The sequence below is a fragment of the Microbacterium protaetiae genome, from assembly GCF_004135285.1.
Taxonomy (GTDB): Bacteria; Actinomycetota; Actinomycetes; order Actinomycetales; family Microbacteriaceae; genus Microbacterium; species Microbacterium protaetiae.
Genome location: NZ_CP035494.1, coordinates 2,987,558 through 3,003,034 on the forward strand (window position 1 = coordinate 2,987,558; position 15,477 = coordinate 3,003,034).

Below are 15,477 nucleotides of genomic sequence, written 5' to 3' on the forward strand. Positions count from 1 at the left end.
CTGGCCGCGCAACCACGGGGCTCCGCTCGTCCCGGGGAGTGGTACGAAGCCGCCCAGGCATTCGGCCGTCAAATGCGGAGAGGTCTTCCGCAATCGATGCTTACTGCACCGAAGAGTGCCCACAGGGCTCGGGGTGTCTTGTTGCCGGTCACTCCTCATCCCACGGCAGTCTCACCTGCGGCAGGATGTAGATCCGGCCGAGGGTCGCGACCGGATGCTTCGTCATGTACTCGGCGGCCTCGTCGATCGAATCGGCGGTGATGAGATCGTAGCCGGCGAACCACTCCTTGAACTCTGGGAACGGGCCGTCGGTGATCAGGGCTCGGCCGTCACGGACGACGACGGACTTCGCCTGCTCGGGACCCGCGACAGGTGCCCCCTCGCCGAGACGTCCCGCCGCTTCGCCCTCGGCAGCCCAGCGTTCGAGCATCGCCTGGTCCTCGGACTGGGTCAGATCGGTGCCGGTGGGGTCGGACATGTGAATGACGAGGTACTTGCTGCTCATGAGAGTTCTCCATTCGATGGTGCGAGCTGATTTCGTCGGCGGATGAGGTGAGCAGTCTCGGCGGTGTTCCCGGCCAGATCGATTGCGCGGTCATAGGCCGCTCGGGCGTCGGCGGAGCGGCCGGTCGCGCGCAGCAGTTCCGCACGGGTGACGTGGAAGGCATGGTGGCCGTCGAGCTTGTCGGTGAGTCGGTCGACGATCGCGAGAGCGAGGTCGGGTGAATCGTGCTCGGAGAGCGCGATGGCCTTATTGAGGGTGACGAGTGGACTCGGGTCGATCTCCTCGAGCCGGGAGTAAAGGCTCGCGATGCGCGCCCAGTCGGTGTCACGCGGATGCGGGGCGGTGACGTGGGCGGCATTGATCTCCGCGAGCAGCCGGTACCTGCCCGAGGGCTCATCAACCTCCCGTGATCCGAGCAATTGCAGACCCTCAGCGATCAGCTCTCGGTCCCAGGACCCACGATCCTGCTCATCGAGCCGCACCAGCTCACCGTCGGCCGAGACACGGGCCTGAGAGCGGGCGTCGGTGAGCAGCATCAACGCGAGCAGACCGACCACCTCGGCATCGTCAGGCCGCAGTCCATGTGCGAGCCGAGTGAGGCGGATCCCCTCGGCGGTCAGATCGCGCCGGATCGCGGGCGTGTCGGGACCGGAAGCGAGGTATCCCTCGTTGAAGACGAGGTACAGCACCACGAGGACGGCATCGATGCGCGCGGGGAGGTCCTCCGCCGCGGGGATCGCGAAGGGGATGCCGGCCGCCTTGATCTTCGCCTTGGCCCGGCTGATCCGCTGACCCATGGTCGTGTCCTGCACGAGGAACGCATGGGCGATCTCGGCGACGGTGAGCCCGCCGACGATCCTCAAGGTCAGCGCGACGCGCGCGTCGAGCGAGAGTGCCGGATGGCAGCAGATGAACAGCAGCCGAAGCCGATCATCCTCGATGGCGCCGGTCGGGGCGGAGGGTTCCGGATCGTGCAGCAGCAGCGCCTCCCGGTGCTTCTCGTCTCGACGCGCTTCACGTCGCAGCCGGTCGATCGCCCTGCGATTCGCTGTCGTGGTCACCCACCCGGCAGGGTTCGGCGGTATGCCGTGTGCCGGCCAGTGCTCGACGGCGGCCGCGAACGCCTCCGCGGTCATCTCCTCGGCCAGGTCGAGGTCTCCGAACCGCCGCGTGAGTCCCGCGACGATCCGCGCCCACTCCTCGCGATGCGTGCGCGTGATCACCGTCGCGACATCCCGAGTGTCGTCCCGGGGTTCGGGCATGGTCATCATCTCCTCGTTACATCTGCTCTTCGAGCGGGTCGTTCAGCTTTCGACAGTCTTCCGGAAAAGCCGCAGAATCGGAGTGCGGTCGGAAGACTTCCGCAGCGGGACCTCGGCCTTGGCGGCCGCCCTGCGTTCAGCGGCAACGCGACGCCGCTCCGCCTCGACCATGGCCCGCTGGATCTCGGCCTGGTGGTGGGTGATCGTCCACATCGGATCGATATACATGGAGGATGCCCTTCCTGATCGGGCCGGAATCGTTGCATCCCGGCTATCAGGACCACGAACGGGCGCGGCATATTTCGACACCGGCTTGACAGGTTGTGCCCGCTCGCAGGCGCACACCGCTAACGCTGACGTAACGCGGTGGAGTTCCGCTTCAACGTGTGACCGGACGCCCGAGCTGCTCGTCTTCACCCACGATGACGCGATCGAGCGTAACCAGCAGATCATCGGAGAAGCAGTGCATGGTCACTGGCGCAGCATCCATCGTCAGCAAGACCGGCACGAACCGGGCCGCGCGAGTGCGCCGATCCTCTGCCACCCGCGGCGCGCTCTCAGTCCTCACGCAGGCTGGTGATCAGTTCTTCCACGTGGCTCCGGATCTCGTCACGGATCTGACGAACGGCCCCGAGGTCGCCGCCGGCAGGGTCGTCGAGCTTCCAGTCCTCGTAGCGCTTCCCCGGGAAGAACGGGCAGGCATCGCCGCAGCCCATTGTGATCACGACGTCTGAATGCTGTACTGCCTCGGTCGTTATGATCTTGGGATGCTCGGCAGCGATGTCGATGCCCTGCTCGTTCATCGCGGCGACGACGACGGGATTGATCCGGTCGGCGGGCAGAGAGCCCGCGGAGCGGATCTCTACACGGTCGCCGGCCAGGTGGCGCAGCCAGCCCGCCGCCATTTGGGATCGGCCGGCGTTGTGAACGCAGACGAACAGCACCGACGGCTTTTTCTCAGTCATGGGTCTTTTCGATGGGGTCTGTGGATGGGGCGGCGCTGCAGCGCTTACGCAGGCCGGCGTCGGTCATCGGGTCAGGCTGCGGCGGGCTTGACCGCGCGGACCAGTGCGGAGTGCATGCCCGGCGCTGCCTCGTGTGTGAATTCCACTGCCGCGTCGATGAATCCGGCCGCGGCGAGCCCGTCCAGGTACTCGGTGCGCGAGAGCGCACCGGCGATGCAGCCGACATGGGAGCCGCGCTCGGCGCGCTCGGCCGGGGTGAGGTGGTCCTCCGCAACGACGTCCGAGATGCCGATGCGACCACCGGGCACCAAGACCCGGAACATCTCGGCGAACACGGTCGGCTTGTCGATGGAAAGGTTGATGACACAGTTCGAGATCACCACATCCACCGCCCCGTCCGGCAGAGGCACGTCCTCGATGGTGCCTTTGAGGAACTCCACGTTCACGGCACCAGCCTTTGCCTTGTTCGCTTCGGCCAACTCGAGCATTTCGTCGGTCATGTCCACACCGTAGGCGAAGCCAGTCGGGCCGACGCGGCGTGCCGAGAGCAGCACGTCGATGCCGCCTCCGGAGCCCAGATCGAGTACCTTCTCGCCCTCGTTCAGTCGGGCGACCATCATCGGGTTGCCGCAGCCCAGTGATGCGGCGACTGCCTCAGCCGGCAACTCGCCCTGCTCGTCTGCCGAGTACAGCGACGCGCCGAAAGCATCGTCCAGCTCGCCGGAACCGCCGCAGCAGGACGCGTTCTCGCTCGGACTGCAGCAGGATTGATCGGCATCGATCAGGGCCAACGCGTCGCGGTTGCCGCGGGAGACCGCGGTGGCCGCCGTGGCATACCTGGCCCGCACCCGCTCGCGGGTCTCGTCACCGGTGTCGGTCATGGTCGTACCTCCTATTGAAGAACGTCGATGCATCGATCCTGCCGCACCCATCGACGTTCGTCAATGCGTCACCTAGGATGAATCTCATGAGCACCAGGACCGAGCTGCCGATCACTCCCGTCGGGATCGCAGCGTGCTGCTCTCCGCTGACGGCGGGCGTGATCGACGACGCCTCGGCCGCGCAGCTGGCGCGGGTGTTCAAAGCGCTCGGCGACCCCACCCGCGTCCGCCTCATCTCGCTCATCGCGGCGGCAGAGGGAGCCGAGGCATGCATCTGCGAATTGACCGATCCGGTCGGGCTGAGCCAACCGACGGTTTCCCATCACATGAGGTTGCTGGTGCAGGCTGGGCTGGTCACGCGTGAGCAGCGCGGCAAGTGGGCGTATTACCGGCTGGTCGGCCAGACATTCAACGCGCTGCGCGAAGCCGTCACCGTCGGGATTGACGTCGTCTGATCAGACCCACATCGTGGATGGCACGTGGGGCATCTGAGCTTCGGATGCCGCGTCGTACGCCACGAGGCGTGGGCTGTGACCGAGTGGGATGCGCTCGTGGGGCTGGTGTGCGTGACGGTCGACGAGGGGAATAAGACCGGCTGGTTCTGGTACTGGATGACAGACGGGGCGCGGGGGAGGTCCGGCCCGCTGCGGCATGCGGGCGCGGCGCGCCTACGCGCGCGGTGGGCGGGCGAGACTCACCGTGGCGCGCGAGACTCGCCGCAATGCGCAGTGTTTCGCGCGCTGGAGTGAGTCTCGGCGGTGTCACGGCTGCCATCACACGGCATCCGCTGGGCGCGTCGGCGCGCCGTGGTGCGTTACGAGGCGGCGCGGTCGTAGGCCTTCTGCGATGCGGACACATCGCTCAGGTGAGTGATCGACCACTCTTCGAGCGCGCGGAGCGGCTCGCGCAGGGTACGACCCGCCTCGGTGAGCGTGTATTCGACGCGCACTGGCACCTCGGGGTAGACCGTGCGCTGCACCAGTCCGTCTCGTTCGAGCGCGCGCAGGGTCTGGGTGAGCATCTTCTGTGAGACGCCTTCGATGCGCCGCCGCAACTCGGAGAACCGCGCGCTGCCGTCCCAGAGAGCGCCCACGATCAGCACCGTCCAGCGGTCGCCGATGCGATCGAGGATGCGGCGGGTCGGGCAGTCGGCACGGTAGGGGCTGCTCGGGAGTTGCGACTCGGACGAGGTGGTTACCACAAAGTGCCTTCTTCCTATTGGTGACGTGCTCTCTTATGGTAACCAGGGGCGTCGTTCGACGCCACTGTTCTCGAGGAGAGGAACTTCATGTCTCGCATCACCGTCATCGGCGGCACTGGATATGCCGGCTCGGCCATTGTCAAGGAGGCCTCCGGGCGCGGCCACCAGGTCACAGTGCTGAGTCGCTCGGCGACCGACACACCCGTCCCGAACGTGACCTACGTGTACGGCGATGCGACCGAGGAGGCGACACTTCCGGCACTCCTGGAAGGCGCCGAGGTCGTGGTGGACGCTCTTGCGCCGCGCGGCGCGGCAGCCGCCGGCTGGCGTGACGTGCATCGCATCATTGCGCGCGCAGCCGATGCCGCAGGCGTTCGCCTGTACATCGTCGGCGGCGCGTCCTCGCTGCGCCCTGCACCGGGCGCTGCCCGCTTCGTCTCGGATCTGACCGGAATCCCCGAGGAGCTGCACGAAGAGATCCGCTCGGGCGCTGCATTCATCACCGAAGATCTGCCGGCCACCCCCGCAACGCTGGATTGGGTCTTCGTGAGCCCGGCGCTGCGCTTCGGTGCGCATCTGCCCGGCGAAGTGCTCGGCCGTTATCGGCTCGGAGACGACGTCGCGGTTCAGCCCGATGGCGGGGCGATCTCTGCTGCGGACTATGCCCTCGGGTTCGTCGACCTGATCGAGCGCGGCGCACACCACCGGGCGCACGTCAACCTCGGGCACTGAGCAGGCCGACACAGCCGGGGCCCGCGCCGGGGACGATCACTCCGGCTCGGGCCGCTCGCGGTTGCGCTTGGTCACAGAGCGCCGGTGCTTCGCCTCGATGCGCCGACGTCGCGAGGCGTTCGTGGGACGGGTGGGATGCCGGGGCGCAGGCGGTACGAGAGCGTCACGCAGCAGCGCGACGAGTCGTTCTCGTGCCGCGGTGCGGTTGCGGCGCTGCGAGCGATGCTCGGCGGCGCTGACGGTGAGCACGGTGCCGGCGAGCTTGACCGCCAGGACCTTGAGCACGCGTGCGCGCTGTCGATCGGTCAACGCTGTCGTCGTCGCCAGGTCGAGGCTGAGCTGTACGCGGGAGTCGGCTGTGTTCACGCCCTGGCCACCAGGGCCGGAGGCATGGGAGAACTGCTCGACGAGCTCGGCCGCCGGCACGGTCAGTCCGTGCGGTGCGCCCGGCCCCGGGGCCACGTGCAGATCGTCCACACGACGAGTGTGCCGCATCCAGATCCGCCCCGCGTGATCGGCGCGGGAGCGTTCACCCGATGATCTCGTCGACCTCGTCCTTGACCGCTTCGGTGTCGGCATCGCCGACCGCACTCCGACCGGCGCTCCAGGCCGACCAGAGGCGGTGATAGATCCCCCCGCGCACGAGCAGCTCGTCGTGGCTGCCCTGCTCGACGACCCGACCGGCGTCCATGACGAGAATCTTGTCGGCCCGCGATGCCTGATCCAGGCGGTGTGCGATCACCAGGGCCGACCGGCCGCGGGTCACCTCGTCAGCGGCATCCTCGAGCGCCTCCGCTCCGGCAGAGCCGGCCTCGGCCGTCGCCTCGTCCATGATGACGATGGCCGGATCCAGGAGCAGCACACGAGCCAGCGCCAGCTCCTGGGCGGCCACAGGTTCCAGTTGAATGCCGCGAGCGCCGACGACGGTGTCCAGTCCGCGCGGAAGCCGGTTGAGCCAGGCGCCCGCATGAACCCGGTCGAGCACGGCGAGAAGCTCGTCGTCCGTGGCATCCGATTTGGCAAGGGTCATGTCCTGGCGCAGAGTGCCCGAGAAGACGTGCACCTCCTGGCTGACCATGGCAAGACGGGCGATGCGCTCACGGTCGGACAGCGACGAGACGGGATAGCCGTCGACGAGCACTTCGCCCTGGTCGGGGACGCGCAGCCCCGCCAGCAGCGCCGCCACAGTGGTCTTGCCGGCGCCGGACGCACCCACGATCGCGACGGTCTCGCCCGGCTCGATGGTCAGATCGACATCGCGCACGGCCCATCCGCCGCCGTAGCTGAAGCTGACATCGCGCAGCTGAACGCGCCCCTGCGGGACTCCGGCGCCGCTGTCGGGCACCGGGGCAGGCGGATCGGAGACGACGCCCACGATGCGCGCCAGCGAGGCATAACCGGACTGCACCACGTCGAGCACACGCATGAAGATGTTCAAGGGGCCGCGCAGCCGGATGATCATCAGCACAGCCCCGGTCACAGCGCCCACGGTGAGCGAGCCGGTGGCCACCAGGTGATATCCGGTCGCCAGCGCGATGGCGAGCATCAAGAACTCGGCGACGAGCATCCAGATGTTCAGGACGAGCATCGTGGTGCGCGCTCTGACACCCTTCAGAACCACCCCCCAAGAGGCGTTTCCGATCTCGGTGTGCATTTTCTCTTCCATCGAGAACGCTCGCACCGTCGCGCGACCGCGGATGGCCTCGAGCACTCGTCGTGCGCGCTCGCCCATGGCGGCTCGTTCGTCGGCATACCGCTGCGGCGCCTTGGCGAGGTAGGCGCGTGCGCCGAGGAAATACACCGGGGCAACCAGCAGGGGGATGATCAAGAACTGCCAGTTGAGCGTGAACAGCGCGACCACCGTCGCGATGATCGTGAACAGCGAGGTGGCCAGGGTCGGCACGGTCTCGGACACCGCAGCCGACAGCTCGGCGACATCGTCGGTGGAGCGGCTGACAAGATCGCCCGCACCGGCATCCTCGACCCGATGAGTGGGAAGTCCCAGAGCGGTGCCGACCATGTCCTGGCGCAGATTGGCGATCACCCTCTCGGATAGCCGCGCCACCAGGTAGAAACCGCCGGCGCTGAGGACCGCGCCCACCGTACCCGCCGCGACCAGCTCCGCGCCGATGAGCCACAGCGATCGGGCGGGGTGACCGGCCACCAGGTCGATGATCTGCCCCATCAGCTGCGGCACCAGAACGCCCGCATATGAGCCGAGCCCGAGCAGCACGAGCGCGAGCAGGAACAACAGCTTCGCGTACCGGACCCCGCTCAGCTGACGGCTCACCTCGCGGCGTACCTGCCGCAGGGTCGCCAGCGGGAACCGAAGACCGGTCGCGGCCTTGTCCGGTGGGACGCTGCTCATCGGCTCACCACGATCAGATGCTCGTCGGCCATCGCTCGCACCTGTGCCACTTCGAAGTGATGGTCGGCCACGGCGTTCCACGCCGGGGCCTGGCTGAACACGAGCGTGATCTTCTCGCCCCGGTGGGCGCCCACGCGCTCGGCGATGATCTGCTCCGTGACCGAGTCGACCGAGGTGGTCGGATCCTGCAACACGAGCACTTCGGGATCGAACGCGATGGCGCGGGCCAGCGCAACGCGCTGCCGTTGCCCGCCCGAGAGCATCCGCCCGTTCTCGCCCACGCGCTTGTCGGGGCCTTCGGGGATGTCATCACAGCTGGCGACATGGAGGGCTTCCTCGGCGATGGTCCAGACCGGGTGCACGTTGTCGGCGACGCTGCCATCGAACAGATCGGCGGCGTGCGGGGTGACGATGACGCGGTTCCGGGGCAGTGACTCCAGGAGTGCCATCAGCTCGGGGTCGGTGCCGCGTACGACGCTCAAGCCGGTCGGAAGGGACTGCAGCAGACGATCGGTGCTGGCGGTGTCCGCGTGCGCAGTGCTCTCGAAGTCGGCGCCGAGCAGCTCGCGGATGCGCTTTCCGGATGCCTCGGCCGACGCCCAGCGCGAAGCGAGGTTCCTGCCGAACATCGTCATCGGCGTGATGAGGAACTGGCTCAGACCGACGACCGTGATGAGCTGGCCGACACTTATCAGCCCGTTCAGCGCCAGAGCGCCGGCGGCGATGCCCAGGCCGCTGACGAACAACGCGCCCATGGCCTCGGTGGTTCCGTTGAGGCGCGCTTCGGCGGCGTTGGCATGGATGGTCTTGCGGTACGCGATGTCGGAGACCTCGTCGTAGCGGCCACGAACGGTAAGGATCGCCCCCAGTCCCTTGAGGATGCGCAACCCCTGCACGACATCGGTGGCGGTCGCCGCGGCCTCGGCAATCGCCTGCTGGCGTGCCACCGAGCGGCGCTGCAGCGGCCGCGCCACTCGGATAGCCACGATCACCAGGTATACGCCGCCCAGCAACGTGGCCACGCTCAGCCACGGGTTGATGGTGAACATCAGAATGGCGCCGTACACGATGGCCGAGGCCTCGCCGACCGGCATCACCGTCATCATGACGATCTCGCCGACCCTGGTGGTGTCGGCCGACGCTATCGACAGCAGCCCTCCGGCGGTGCGGTCTCGGCCGGCGATGCCGCGGGGGTCCTGGATGCGATCGGTGACCATGGTGCGCAGATCATGGCTCACCAGCTGCTGGGAGCGCACCAGCATGAAGCGTGAGATCAAGTTCGTGGCGATGGCGAGCAAGAAGACGCCCGCCAGCACCGCTATCCAGATGACGAGTCGGATCAACGACGACGTGGCGACGGCCTCGTCCACAGCCTTGCCGACGATGACCGGCGTGAGGCCGTTGCAGACGAAAGAGGCCGCCATTCCGATCGAGGCGACGAAGCTCCACGGGCGCTGCGAGAGGGCGACTTTCAGCGTCCATGCCCGCGCGTCGGGTGCGGGCATCTTGGAGGGGCGCGCACGCGGCCCGGGCAGCGTCACGTCGTCGACGACGCTTGTTCGCCCAGGAGTTCGAGATGTATCGCGCACGACTTTCAATGCTATCCGGGGCCCGTCGTCGCACCGTCGAGCATTCCTCAACCAACGATTGCGCCATCCGCGGCATCGCCGCCGGGTGCTCGGGAGCGCACGAGACCCGATCAGGGTCGCGGAAACATCTTGTAGACCGCCGCAGCGGCGTCGCCGAAGCCGGCGGGCTCGCCGGCGGCATCGAAGGTCTCGGCGATCTGACGCATCTCGTCCACCCAGCGCCAGCCCTTCTGCTCGGCGCTGATGGCGGCGCGTTCCCCGCGCTGCTCGAGATCGGGCTGCGACCGGCGCCACTCTGCGTGCAGGGCGTCGGCGACCCCGTGTGCGCGAGCGGTGCCCTCGGCGGCCAGGACAAGGGCCGCGCTGATCTTGGTCCACGACGCGTACGCCATCTTCAGCGCCGACGCTGCGTACTCCACCCCGTCGAGGACGACGGGCTCCAGACGCGACTGGGCGAACAGCTCGGCCGCGCGCGGTGCCGCCGACCCCGATAGGTACAGGCGTGTGGTTCCTTCCTGCACCGGCGGCGGGCCCACGACGCTCGCATCGACGTATTCCGCTCCACCCGAGCGGACGATGCCCGCCACCTCGGCCGCGCGTGCAGGACTTATCGCGTTGGCATCGATATACACACCGGCGAAGCCGGCGACGCTGCGTGCTGTGGCCAGAGCGACCGCCGGCGGAACAAGCGAGATGACCACGTCCGCCTCATCGACGCCGGACCACGCGTGCAGACCGGCCGCAGCGGCACGGTCGGCCGTGGCGGGGCTGCGTGCCTCGGCGATCCAGCCCACGTCGTGACCGGCGTCGTGCACAGCGCGGCCGACAGCGGCGCCCATGGCGCCCGGGTGCAGAATCACGATGCGTGCCATGACCTCATCGTCTCGCAAGATCGTGCCCGGCCTCATCGTTCACTCGAACAAGCGAGGGTCGCGGGTGATGATCACACCGGCGATCACGTCGTAATCCAAACCGCCGAGCTCGTCGGTGAGCTCGTGCCGCACCTCGTCTTCGTGTGCGACATCCCAATCTGAATCGGGCACGACGAAGCCCACGTCGACATACAGCCGCCGACCGAGCTTGGTGGAGCGCACGACCGGTACGGGCAAGTCATGACGCCTGCGGACGCGTTCGACCGCGGCATCCACTTGCTCGGCCAACTCTCGCGGTGGGGCGGCCTCGAGAAGCTCGCGTCCCCCCTCGCGCACCAGTCCCAGTGCCATCGGCAGCATCAGGATCGTGGCAAGCAGCACCAGCGACGGGTCGAGGAATCCGGCCACGGTGTCGAGGTCGTTCGCCGTCAGCACGGCCGATGCGACCCCGCCGAGCACGACCACCCCGCTGAGGTAGGCGCCCGACCGCCAAGAGACCAGCTCGGCGTGGGCCAACGGCGATGATCTCGCGTGCGTCGCGAGAAGCATGATGACCACGACACTGGCCAGGGCCGCGACCACGCCGTAGGCGGCGACGGCGACGCCGGCAGGAGCCGACCCACCGGCGACGATCACGGTGACGGCCTCGCTGGCTCCATAGACGAGGGCGCCCACCAGGGCCGCGCCCTGCAAGGTCACCGCCAGCGGTGTGGCAGCGTGCCGCCCGTAGGGGTAGTCGGTGGTCGGACGTGAAGCGGCGACGCGTGCGGCGATCATCGAGACGAGCACGAGCATGATGCCGGCCAGCGTCACGACGCCGTCGAAGAGCACTATCTGCGACCCGATGATCACGCCCCACACGACGCCTCCGGTGCCGAGAACAGCCGAGCCCGCCATGCTCACCGCGAGGGCGCGGTTCTCGCCGCGGGATGAGGATCGGGATGCCGCGGCCATAGCTGCATGCTAGCGAGAGGCGGCCGGCGGGTCAGTAGACGTCGCGCACATACCGTCGCTGTTTGGCCAGATCGGTGACGTAGGCGGCCGCATCCTCTGCCGAGAGCTTGCCGTGCTGCCGGGCGATATCGTGCAGCACACGATCGACATCCTTGGCCATGCGGCGCGCGTCGCCGCAGACGTAGAAGTGCGCGCCGTCCTGCAGCCACGACCAGAGTCGGGCGCCCTGCTCGCGCATGCGGTCTTGCACATAGATCTTCTGACGCTGATCGCGCGAGAACGCGAGGCTGAGGTGCGTGAGCACGCCGTCGTCGCACCAGCCCTGCAGCTCGTCTCGGTAGTAGAAATCGGTGTCGGAGTTGCGCTCGCCGAAGAACAGCCAGTTCGCCGCGGTGTGGCCCAGAGCCTGGCGCTCCTGCAGAAAGGCGCGGAACGGTGCCACACCCGTTCCGGGTCCCACCATGATCATCGGCACGCGGGGGTCATCGGGAGGGCGGAAGTGCGAGGTCTGCTGCACGAACACCGGAACCTCTGCCGTGTCGCTGCGGTCGGCGAGAAACGTCGAGCACACGCCGTTGCGCTGCTGCCCCTCGTAGGCGAAGCGCACCGCCGATACCGTCAGCTGCACATCGTCGGGGTGGGCCAGCGGACTCGATGAGATGGAGTACAGCCGCGGCTGCAGACGCTTGAGTGCTGTCAGCCACGCGTCGGCCGATGCGGTGACGGGATACTCCGCGAGCACATCGATGGCCTGACGCCCCCACAGCCACTGCTGCAGCTTGAGTGTGTTGTCAGAGCGCAAGAGCGTCGCCAGGTCGCGGTCACCCGCATGCTCGTTGACGAAGCGCAGCAGGTCGCGGCCGATGTTGACGATCTCGAGGTGATGAGTCGCCGCCTCGGCCAGTGAGAGGGTGCCCACCCCGTCGAGCTCGACGACGGTCTCGCCGTCGAGGCCGGTGACCGCCAGCCACGACGCGACAGCGTCGGCACTGTTGCGTGGTCGCACGCTGAGCGCGTCACCGGCGCGGTAGGAGAAGCCGGACTCGGTGGCGAAGCCGAACTGGCGGACCTCTTTCGTCGACCCGCGGGCGCTGAGCACCCGATTGAGCGCGACACGGGTGATGAGCGGCGCTCGCCGCGAGTACCCGGTCGCCGGGGTGGATGTTGACGTGCGCGCGCCGACGACCGCCGACGCCGGCTGTGTCGAGCGCAGCTGCTCGAGCACGCGCTCAAGCCAGGCGTCGGCCGGTGCCTCGTCGCCGGGTTCACAGTCGGCACGGGCGGTCAGCCGCCGGGCGCCGAGCTCGGCCAACCGGTCGTCGAGTCGTTTGCCGTGACCGCAGAACTGGTCATAGCTCGAGTCGCCGAACGCCAGCACCGCGTAGCGAACGCCGTTCAGCGCCGGTGCGGTATCGCCTGCCAGGGCCGCCCAGAAGGCTTCGCCGTTGTCGGGGGAGTCCCCGTCGCCGAACGTGCTGGTGACAACAAGCACGACGCCTGCCGTGGACAGCGCGGTCGGATCGCACGCGTCCATTCCGACCAGGTCGACGTCGTATCCGCCCTCGCGCAAGCGGTCGGCGTAGGCGACGGCGTGTTCTTCGGCGTTTCCGGTCTGCGACGCCCAGAGCACGAGGATCTTCGATCGGGGCGCGCGCGGGAAGGATGCCGCAGCCGGCGTCGCTGCACGGGGCGAAGACCCGCCCTGCGCGTCGGCGAACAGCCCGGCGAGCATGCCGTCGATCCACTCGCGCACTGGGGAGTCGAAGGGGGCGCTGTGCGGCAGTGTCGGGGTCACCGGTGTCGCGGTGCGCTCCAGCGCCCAGACCAGCCCGTGCAGGTAGTGGATCTGGGCGTTGGAGAGCACCGGCGGGTCGACGCGCGCGGGTGCGAGGGCGCCCAGCACGGTCGCACCGACCGTGACTGCCGGTTCGTGGGCGCGGGGGTGCGCTTCGACGCCGGGTGCGTCGCCGATGGAGGTGGGCGGCGCCGCGACCCGCGTCACCGACACCGCGGTGATCTTGAACTCTGGCTGAAACGAGAGCGGATCGACGGCGTCGTTGGTCACCGCATTGACCGCGAGATACTCGCCGAAACTGTCGTTCCAGTGGAACGGTGCGAAAAGGCTGCCGGCCTGCACCCGCTCGGTCACCACGGCAGGAAGCACGGCGCGTCCGCGACGTGAGGCGAGTTCGAGCGTATCGCCGTCGCAGACCTCCAGCCGCGCGGCATCCTGCGGATGGATCTCGACGAACGGCCCGGGGCTGAGCTTCATGAGCGCGGCGACCTTGCCCGTCTTGGTCATGGTGTGCCACTGGTGCTGCAATCGGCCGGTGTTGAGGATGAACGGGTAGTCGTCGTCGGGCATCTCCTTGGCGTCCATGTGGGGGCGCGCGAAGAAGACGGCCCGTCCCGACGGGGTTGCGAACCGGGGGCGTGGGCCGTCGCCGAGGTACCTGATCGGGTTGCGGCCGTCGTCGTCTGCGGCATCCCGCCCCGCGTCTTGTGGACCGCTCGGCCATTGCACGGACGTGCGGCGCAGGCGGTCATAGCTGATGCCGCGCAGGTCGTATCCCGTCTGGGGGTTCGCGAACCGCGTGAGCTCGTCGAAGACCTGCTCGACGGTGTCGTAGGCGAAAGCCTCGCCGTATCCCATCGCGGCGGCGATGTCGGCGATGATCCGCCAGTCGGGCATCGCCTCGCCGACGGGGTCGACAGCCTGTTCGAGCAGCGTGAGGTTCCGCTCGGAATTGACGGCGACTGCAGTGGACTCCGCCCACAGCGTGCCCGGGAGAAGGATGTCGGCGTAGGCGTTGGTCTCGGTCTCGAGAAAGACGTCCTGGGCGATCACCAGCTCTGCCCGCTCGAGTCCCTCGATGACGACACCGCGTCCGGCGACCGAGGCGACCGGGTTCGTTCCGATGATCCAGCACGCCTTGATGTCGCCGTCGGCAATGCGGCGGAACATGTCGATCGTGCCACCGCTGACATCGGTGCGCAGGCTTCCCTGTGCAATGCCCCAGGCCTGCTCGGTGAACCGCCGGTCTTCGGCGTCGAGCACACTGCGCTGACCGGGCAGCCCCGGACCCATGTACCCCATCTCGCGACCGCCCATCGCGTTCGGCTGGCCCGTCAACGAGAACGGTCCGCTGCCGGGGCGGCAGATAGCACCGGTGGCCAGATGCAGGTTGATGAGCGCATTGGTGTTCCAGGTGCCGTGCGTGCTCTGGTTCAGACCCATGGTCCAGCACGACATCCAGGTGCCGGCTTCGCCGATCCACCGCGCCGCGGTGCGCAGATCCTGTTCGCGCAGCCCGGTCAGCTCGGCGACTCTCGCCGGCGGATAGTCGGTGAGAAAGGCGGGCATCTGCTCCCATCCCTCGGTGCAGTCCGCGATGAAGCCCGCATCGATGTCACCGCTCTCGACGAGCAGATGCAGCAGTCCGTTCAGCAGTGCCAGGTCTGTCCCGGGCTTGAGCTGCAGGAACAGGTCGGCTTTGTCGGCAGTCGCGGTACGCCGGGGGTCGACCACGATGAGCTTGGCACCGGCTTTGACCCGGTCCATCATGCGCAGGAACAGGATCGGGTGGCAGTCGGCCATGTTGGCGCCGGTGACCAGGAAGACATCGGCGTGGTCGAAGTCCTGGTACGAGCCGGGCGGGCCGTCGGCACCCAGCGACAGCTTGTATCCCGTGCCGGCACTGGCCATGCACAGCCGGGAGTTCGACTCGATCTGGTTGGTGCCGATGAAGCCCTTGGCCAGCTTGTTGGCCAGGTACTGCGCCTCCAGCGACATCTGCCCCGACACATACAGCGCGAACGCATCGGGCCCGTGCTCGTCGATGATCGCGCGCAGCCGATGACCGGTCTCGGTGATGACCTCGCTCGTCGTCCGCGGCTCCAGGGGCGCGCCGCGCTCGGGCCGCACCTGCGCCTGTTCGAGCCGACCGCCGGCGCCGAGCATGTCGGCGCTGGTCGCGCCCTTCGTGCATAGTCGGCCGAAGTTGGCAGGGTGCTGCTTGTCGCCGATCGCCTTGGTCACCCTGCGCCGGCCCGTCTGCGGATCGGTGGTGATCTGCAGCAGCATCCCGCAGCCGACGCCGCAGTACGAGCACGCGGACTTCACGGTCGTGGTCTCGACTGCGGTCACG

Annotated in this window: 15 protein-coding genes; 2 read left to right on the plus strand and 13 right to left on the minus strand. The window is 68.1% G+C overall.

Annotated features, from left to right (window positions below; all coding sequences use genetic code 11):
• Positions 1 to 148: 148 nt before the first annotated feature.
• From ET475_RS13850 to arsM, 6 genes are all read right to left on the minus strand, one after another.
• A complete protein-coding gene (locus ET475_RS13850; RefSeq protein ID WP_129391459.1) occupies positions 149 to 505 on the minus strand; it encodes a YciI family protein in 357 nt (118 codons plus the stop codon).
• On the minus strand, positions 502 to 1,773 hold the full coding sequence (locus ET475_RS13855) for an RNA polymerase sigma factor (protein WP_207205355.1): 1,272 nt from the start codon (positions 1,771 to 1,773) through the stop codon (positions 502 to 504). The genes ET475_RS13850 and ET475_RS13855 overlap by 4 nt, the downstream gene beginning before the upstream one ends.
• Before the next feature lie 36 nt (positions 1,774 to 1,809).
• On the minus strand, positions 1,810 to 1,995 hold the full coding sequence (locus ET475_RS13860) for a hypothetical protein (protein WP_129391466.1): 186 nt from the start codon (positions 1,993 to 1,995) through the stop codon (positions 1,810 to 1,812).
• A 151-nt stretch (positions 1,996 to 2,146) separates the two neighbouring features.
• Entirely contained in the window at positions 2,147 to 2,335 is a 189-nt protein-coding gene (locus ET475_RS13865) for a hypothetical protein (RefSeq protein ID WP_129391468.1), read from the minus strand.
• A complete protein-coding gene (locus ET475_RS13870) occupies positions 2,325 to 2,732 on the minus strand; it encodes an arsenate reductase ArsC (RefSeq protein ID WP_129391471.1) in 408 nt (135 codons plus the stop codon). Before ET475_RS13870 ends, ET475_RS13865 begins: the two co-directional genes overlap by 11 nt.
• A 71-nt stretch (positions 2,733 to 2,803) precedes the next feature.
• Positions 2,804 to 3,613 (minus strand): arsenite methyltransferase, encoded by an 810-nt coding sequence (arsM, locus tag ET475_RS13875; protein ID WP_129391474.1) that lies wholly within the window; start codon positions 3,611 to 3,613, stop codon positions 2,804 to 2,806.
• Positions 3,614 to 3,699: 86 nt separating this feature from the next.
• Between arsM and ET475_RS13880 the strand changes: the two genes are divergently transcribed.
• Positions 3,700 to 4,068 (plus strand): ArsR/SmtB family transcription factor, encoded by a 369-nt coding sequence (locus ET475_RS13880; RefSeq protein WP_129391476.1) that lies wholly within the window; start codon positions 3,700 to 3,702, stop codon positions 4,066 to 4,068.
• A 359-nt stretch (positions 4,069 to 4,427) separates the two neighbouring features.
• Here ET475_RS13880 and ET475_RS13890 read toward each other — a convergent pair whose 3' ends face one another.
• On the minus strand, positions 4,428 to 4,814 hold the full coding sequence (locus tag ET475_RS13890; protein WP_129391478.1) for a winged helix-turn-helix transcriptional regulator: 387 nt from the start codon (positions 4,812 to 4,814) through the stop codon (positions 4,428 to 4,430).
• 87 nt (positions 4,815 to 4,901) lie between these two features.
• Between ET475_RS13890 and ET475_RS13895 the strand changes: the two genes are divergently transcribed.
• The gene (locus tag ET475_RS13895) at positions 4,902 to 5,546 is read left to right on the plus strand and encodes an NAD(P)-dependent oxidoreductase (protein WP_129391480.1); all 645 of its coding nucleotides are present in this window, start codon (positions 4,902 to 4,904) and stop codon (positions 5,544 to 5,546) included.
• 36 nt (positions 5,547 to 5,582) lie between these two features.
• Here ET475_RS13895 and arfB read toward each other — a convergent pair whose 3' ends face one another.
• The 6 genes from arfB to ET475_RS13925 form a co-directional block, all read right to left on the minus strand.
• Complete coding sequence (arfB, locus tag ET475_RS13900) at positions 5,583 to 6,023, minus strand: alternative ribosome rescue aminoacyl-tRNA hydrolase ArfB (protein WP_129391483.1); 441 nt, start codon at positions 6,021 to 6,023, stop codon at positions 5,583 to 5,585.
• A 52-nt stretch (positions 6,024 to 6,075) separates the two neighbouring features.
• Positions 6,076 to 7,914, minus strand: coding sequence for an ABC transporter ATP-binding protein (locus ET475_RS13905; RefSeq protein WP_129391486.1), 1,839 nt, complete (start codon positions 7,912 to 7,914; stop codon positions 6,076 to 6,078).
• Positions 7,911 to 9,503 carry an ABC transporter transmembrane domain-containing protein gene (locus tag ET475_RS13910; protein WP_207205356.1) on the minus strand — a complete coding sequence of 531 codons (1,593 nt, stop codon included), beginning with the start codon at positions 9,501 to 9,503 and terminating at the stop codon, positions 7,911 to 7,913. The genes ET475_RS13905 and ET475_RS13910 overlap by 4 nt, the downstream gene beginning before the upstream one ends.
• Positions 9,504 to 9,613: 110 nt before the next feature.
• Positions 9,614 to 10,375, minus strand: coding sequence for an NAD(P)-dependent oxidoreductase (locus tag ET475_RS13915; RefSeq protein WP_129391490.1), 762 nt, complete (start codon positions 10,373 to 10,375; stop codon positions 9,614 to 9,616).
• Between the two features lie 39 nt (positions 10,376 to 10,414).
• The gene (locus ET475_RS13920; RefSeq protein WP_129391493.1) at positions 10,415 to 11,329 is read right to left on the minus strand and encodes a cation efflux transmembrane domain-containing protein; all 915 of its coding nucleotides are present in this window, start codon (positions 11,327 to 11,329) and stop codon (positions 10,415 to 10,417) included.
• 31 nt (positions 11,330 to 11,360) lie between these two features.
• Positions 11,361 to 15,476 carry a bifunctional nitrate reductase/sulfite reductase flavoprotein subunit alpha gene (locus ET475_RS13925; RefSeq protein ID WP_242497645.1) on the minus strand — a complete coding sequence of 1,372 codons (4,116 nt, stop codon included), beginning with the start codon at positions 15,474 to 15,476 and terminating at the stop codon, positions 11,361 to 11,363.
• Between the last annotated feature and the right edge of the window lies 1 nt (position 15,477).

Bases quoted from the DNA above. Each gene is read 5' to 3' on its own strand.
- ET475_RS13870 (WP_129391471.1), bottom strand. From the start codon at position 2,732: ATGACTGAGAAAAAGCCGTCGGTGCTGTTCGTCTGCGTTCACAACGCC.
- ET475_RS13855 (WP_207205355.1), bottom strand. From the start codon at position 1,773: ATGACCATGCCCGAACCCCGGGACGACACTCGGGATGTCGCGACGGTG.
- ET475_RS13880 (WP_129391476.1), top strand. From the start codon at position 3,700: ATGAGCACCAGGACCGAGCTGCCGATCACTCCCGTCGGGATCGCAGCG.
- arsM (WP_129391474.1), bottom strand. From the start codon at position 3,613: ATGACCGACACCGGTGACGAGACCCGCGAGCGGGTGCGGGCCAGGTAT.
- ET475_RS13915 (WP_129391490.1), bottom strand. From the start codon at position 10,375: ATGGCACGCATCGTGATTCTGCACCCGGGCGCCATGGGCGCCGCTGTC.
- ET475_RS13920 (WP_129391493.1), bottom strand. From the start codon at position 11,329: ATGGCCGCGGCATCCCGATCCTCATCCCGCGGCGAGAACCGCGCCCTC.
- ET475_RS13895 (WP_129391480.1), top strand. From the start codon at position 4,902: ATGTCTCGCATCACCGTCATCGGCGGCACTGGATATGCCGGCTCGGCC.
- ET475_RS13850 (WP_129391459.1), bottom strand. From the start codon at position 505: ATGAGCAGCAAGTACCTCGTCATTCACATGTCCGACCCCACCGGCACC.
- ET475_RS13905 (WP_129391486.1), bottom strand. From the start codon at position 7,914: ATGAGCAGCGTCCCACCGGACAAGGCCGCGACCGGTCTTCGGTTCCCG.
- ET475_RS13860 (WP_129391466.1), bottom strand. From the start codon at position 1,995: ATGTATATCGATCCGATGTGGACGATCACCCACCACCAGGCCGAGATC.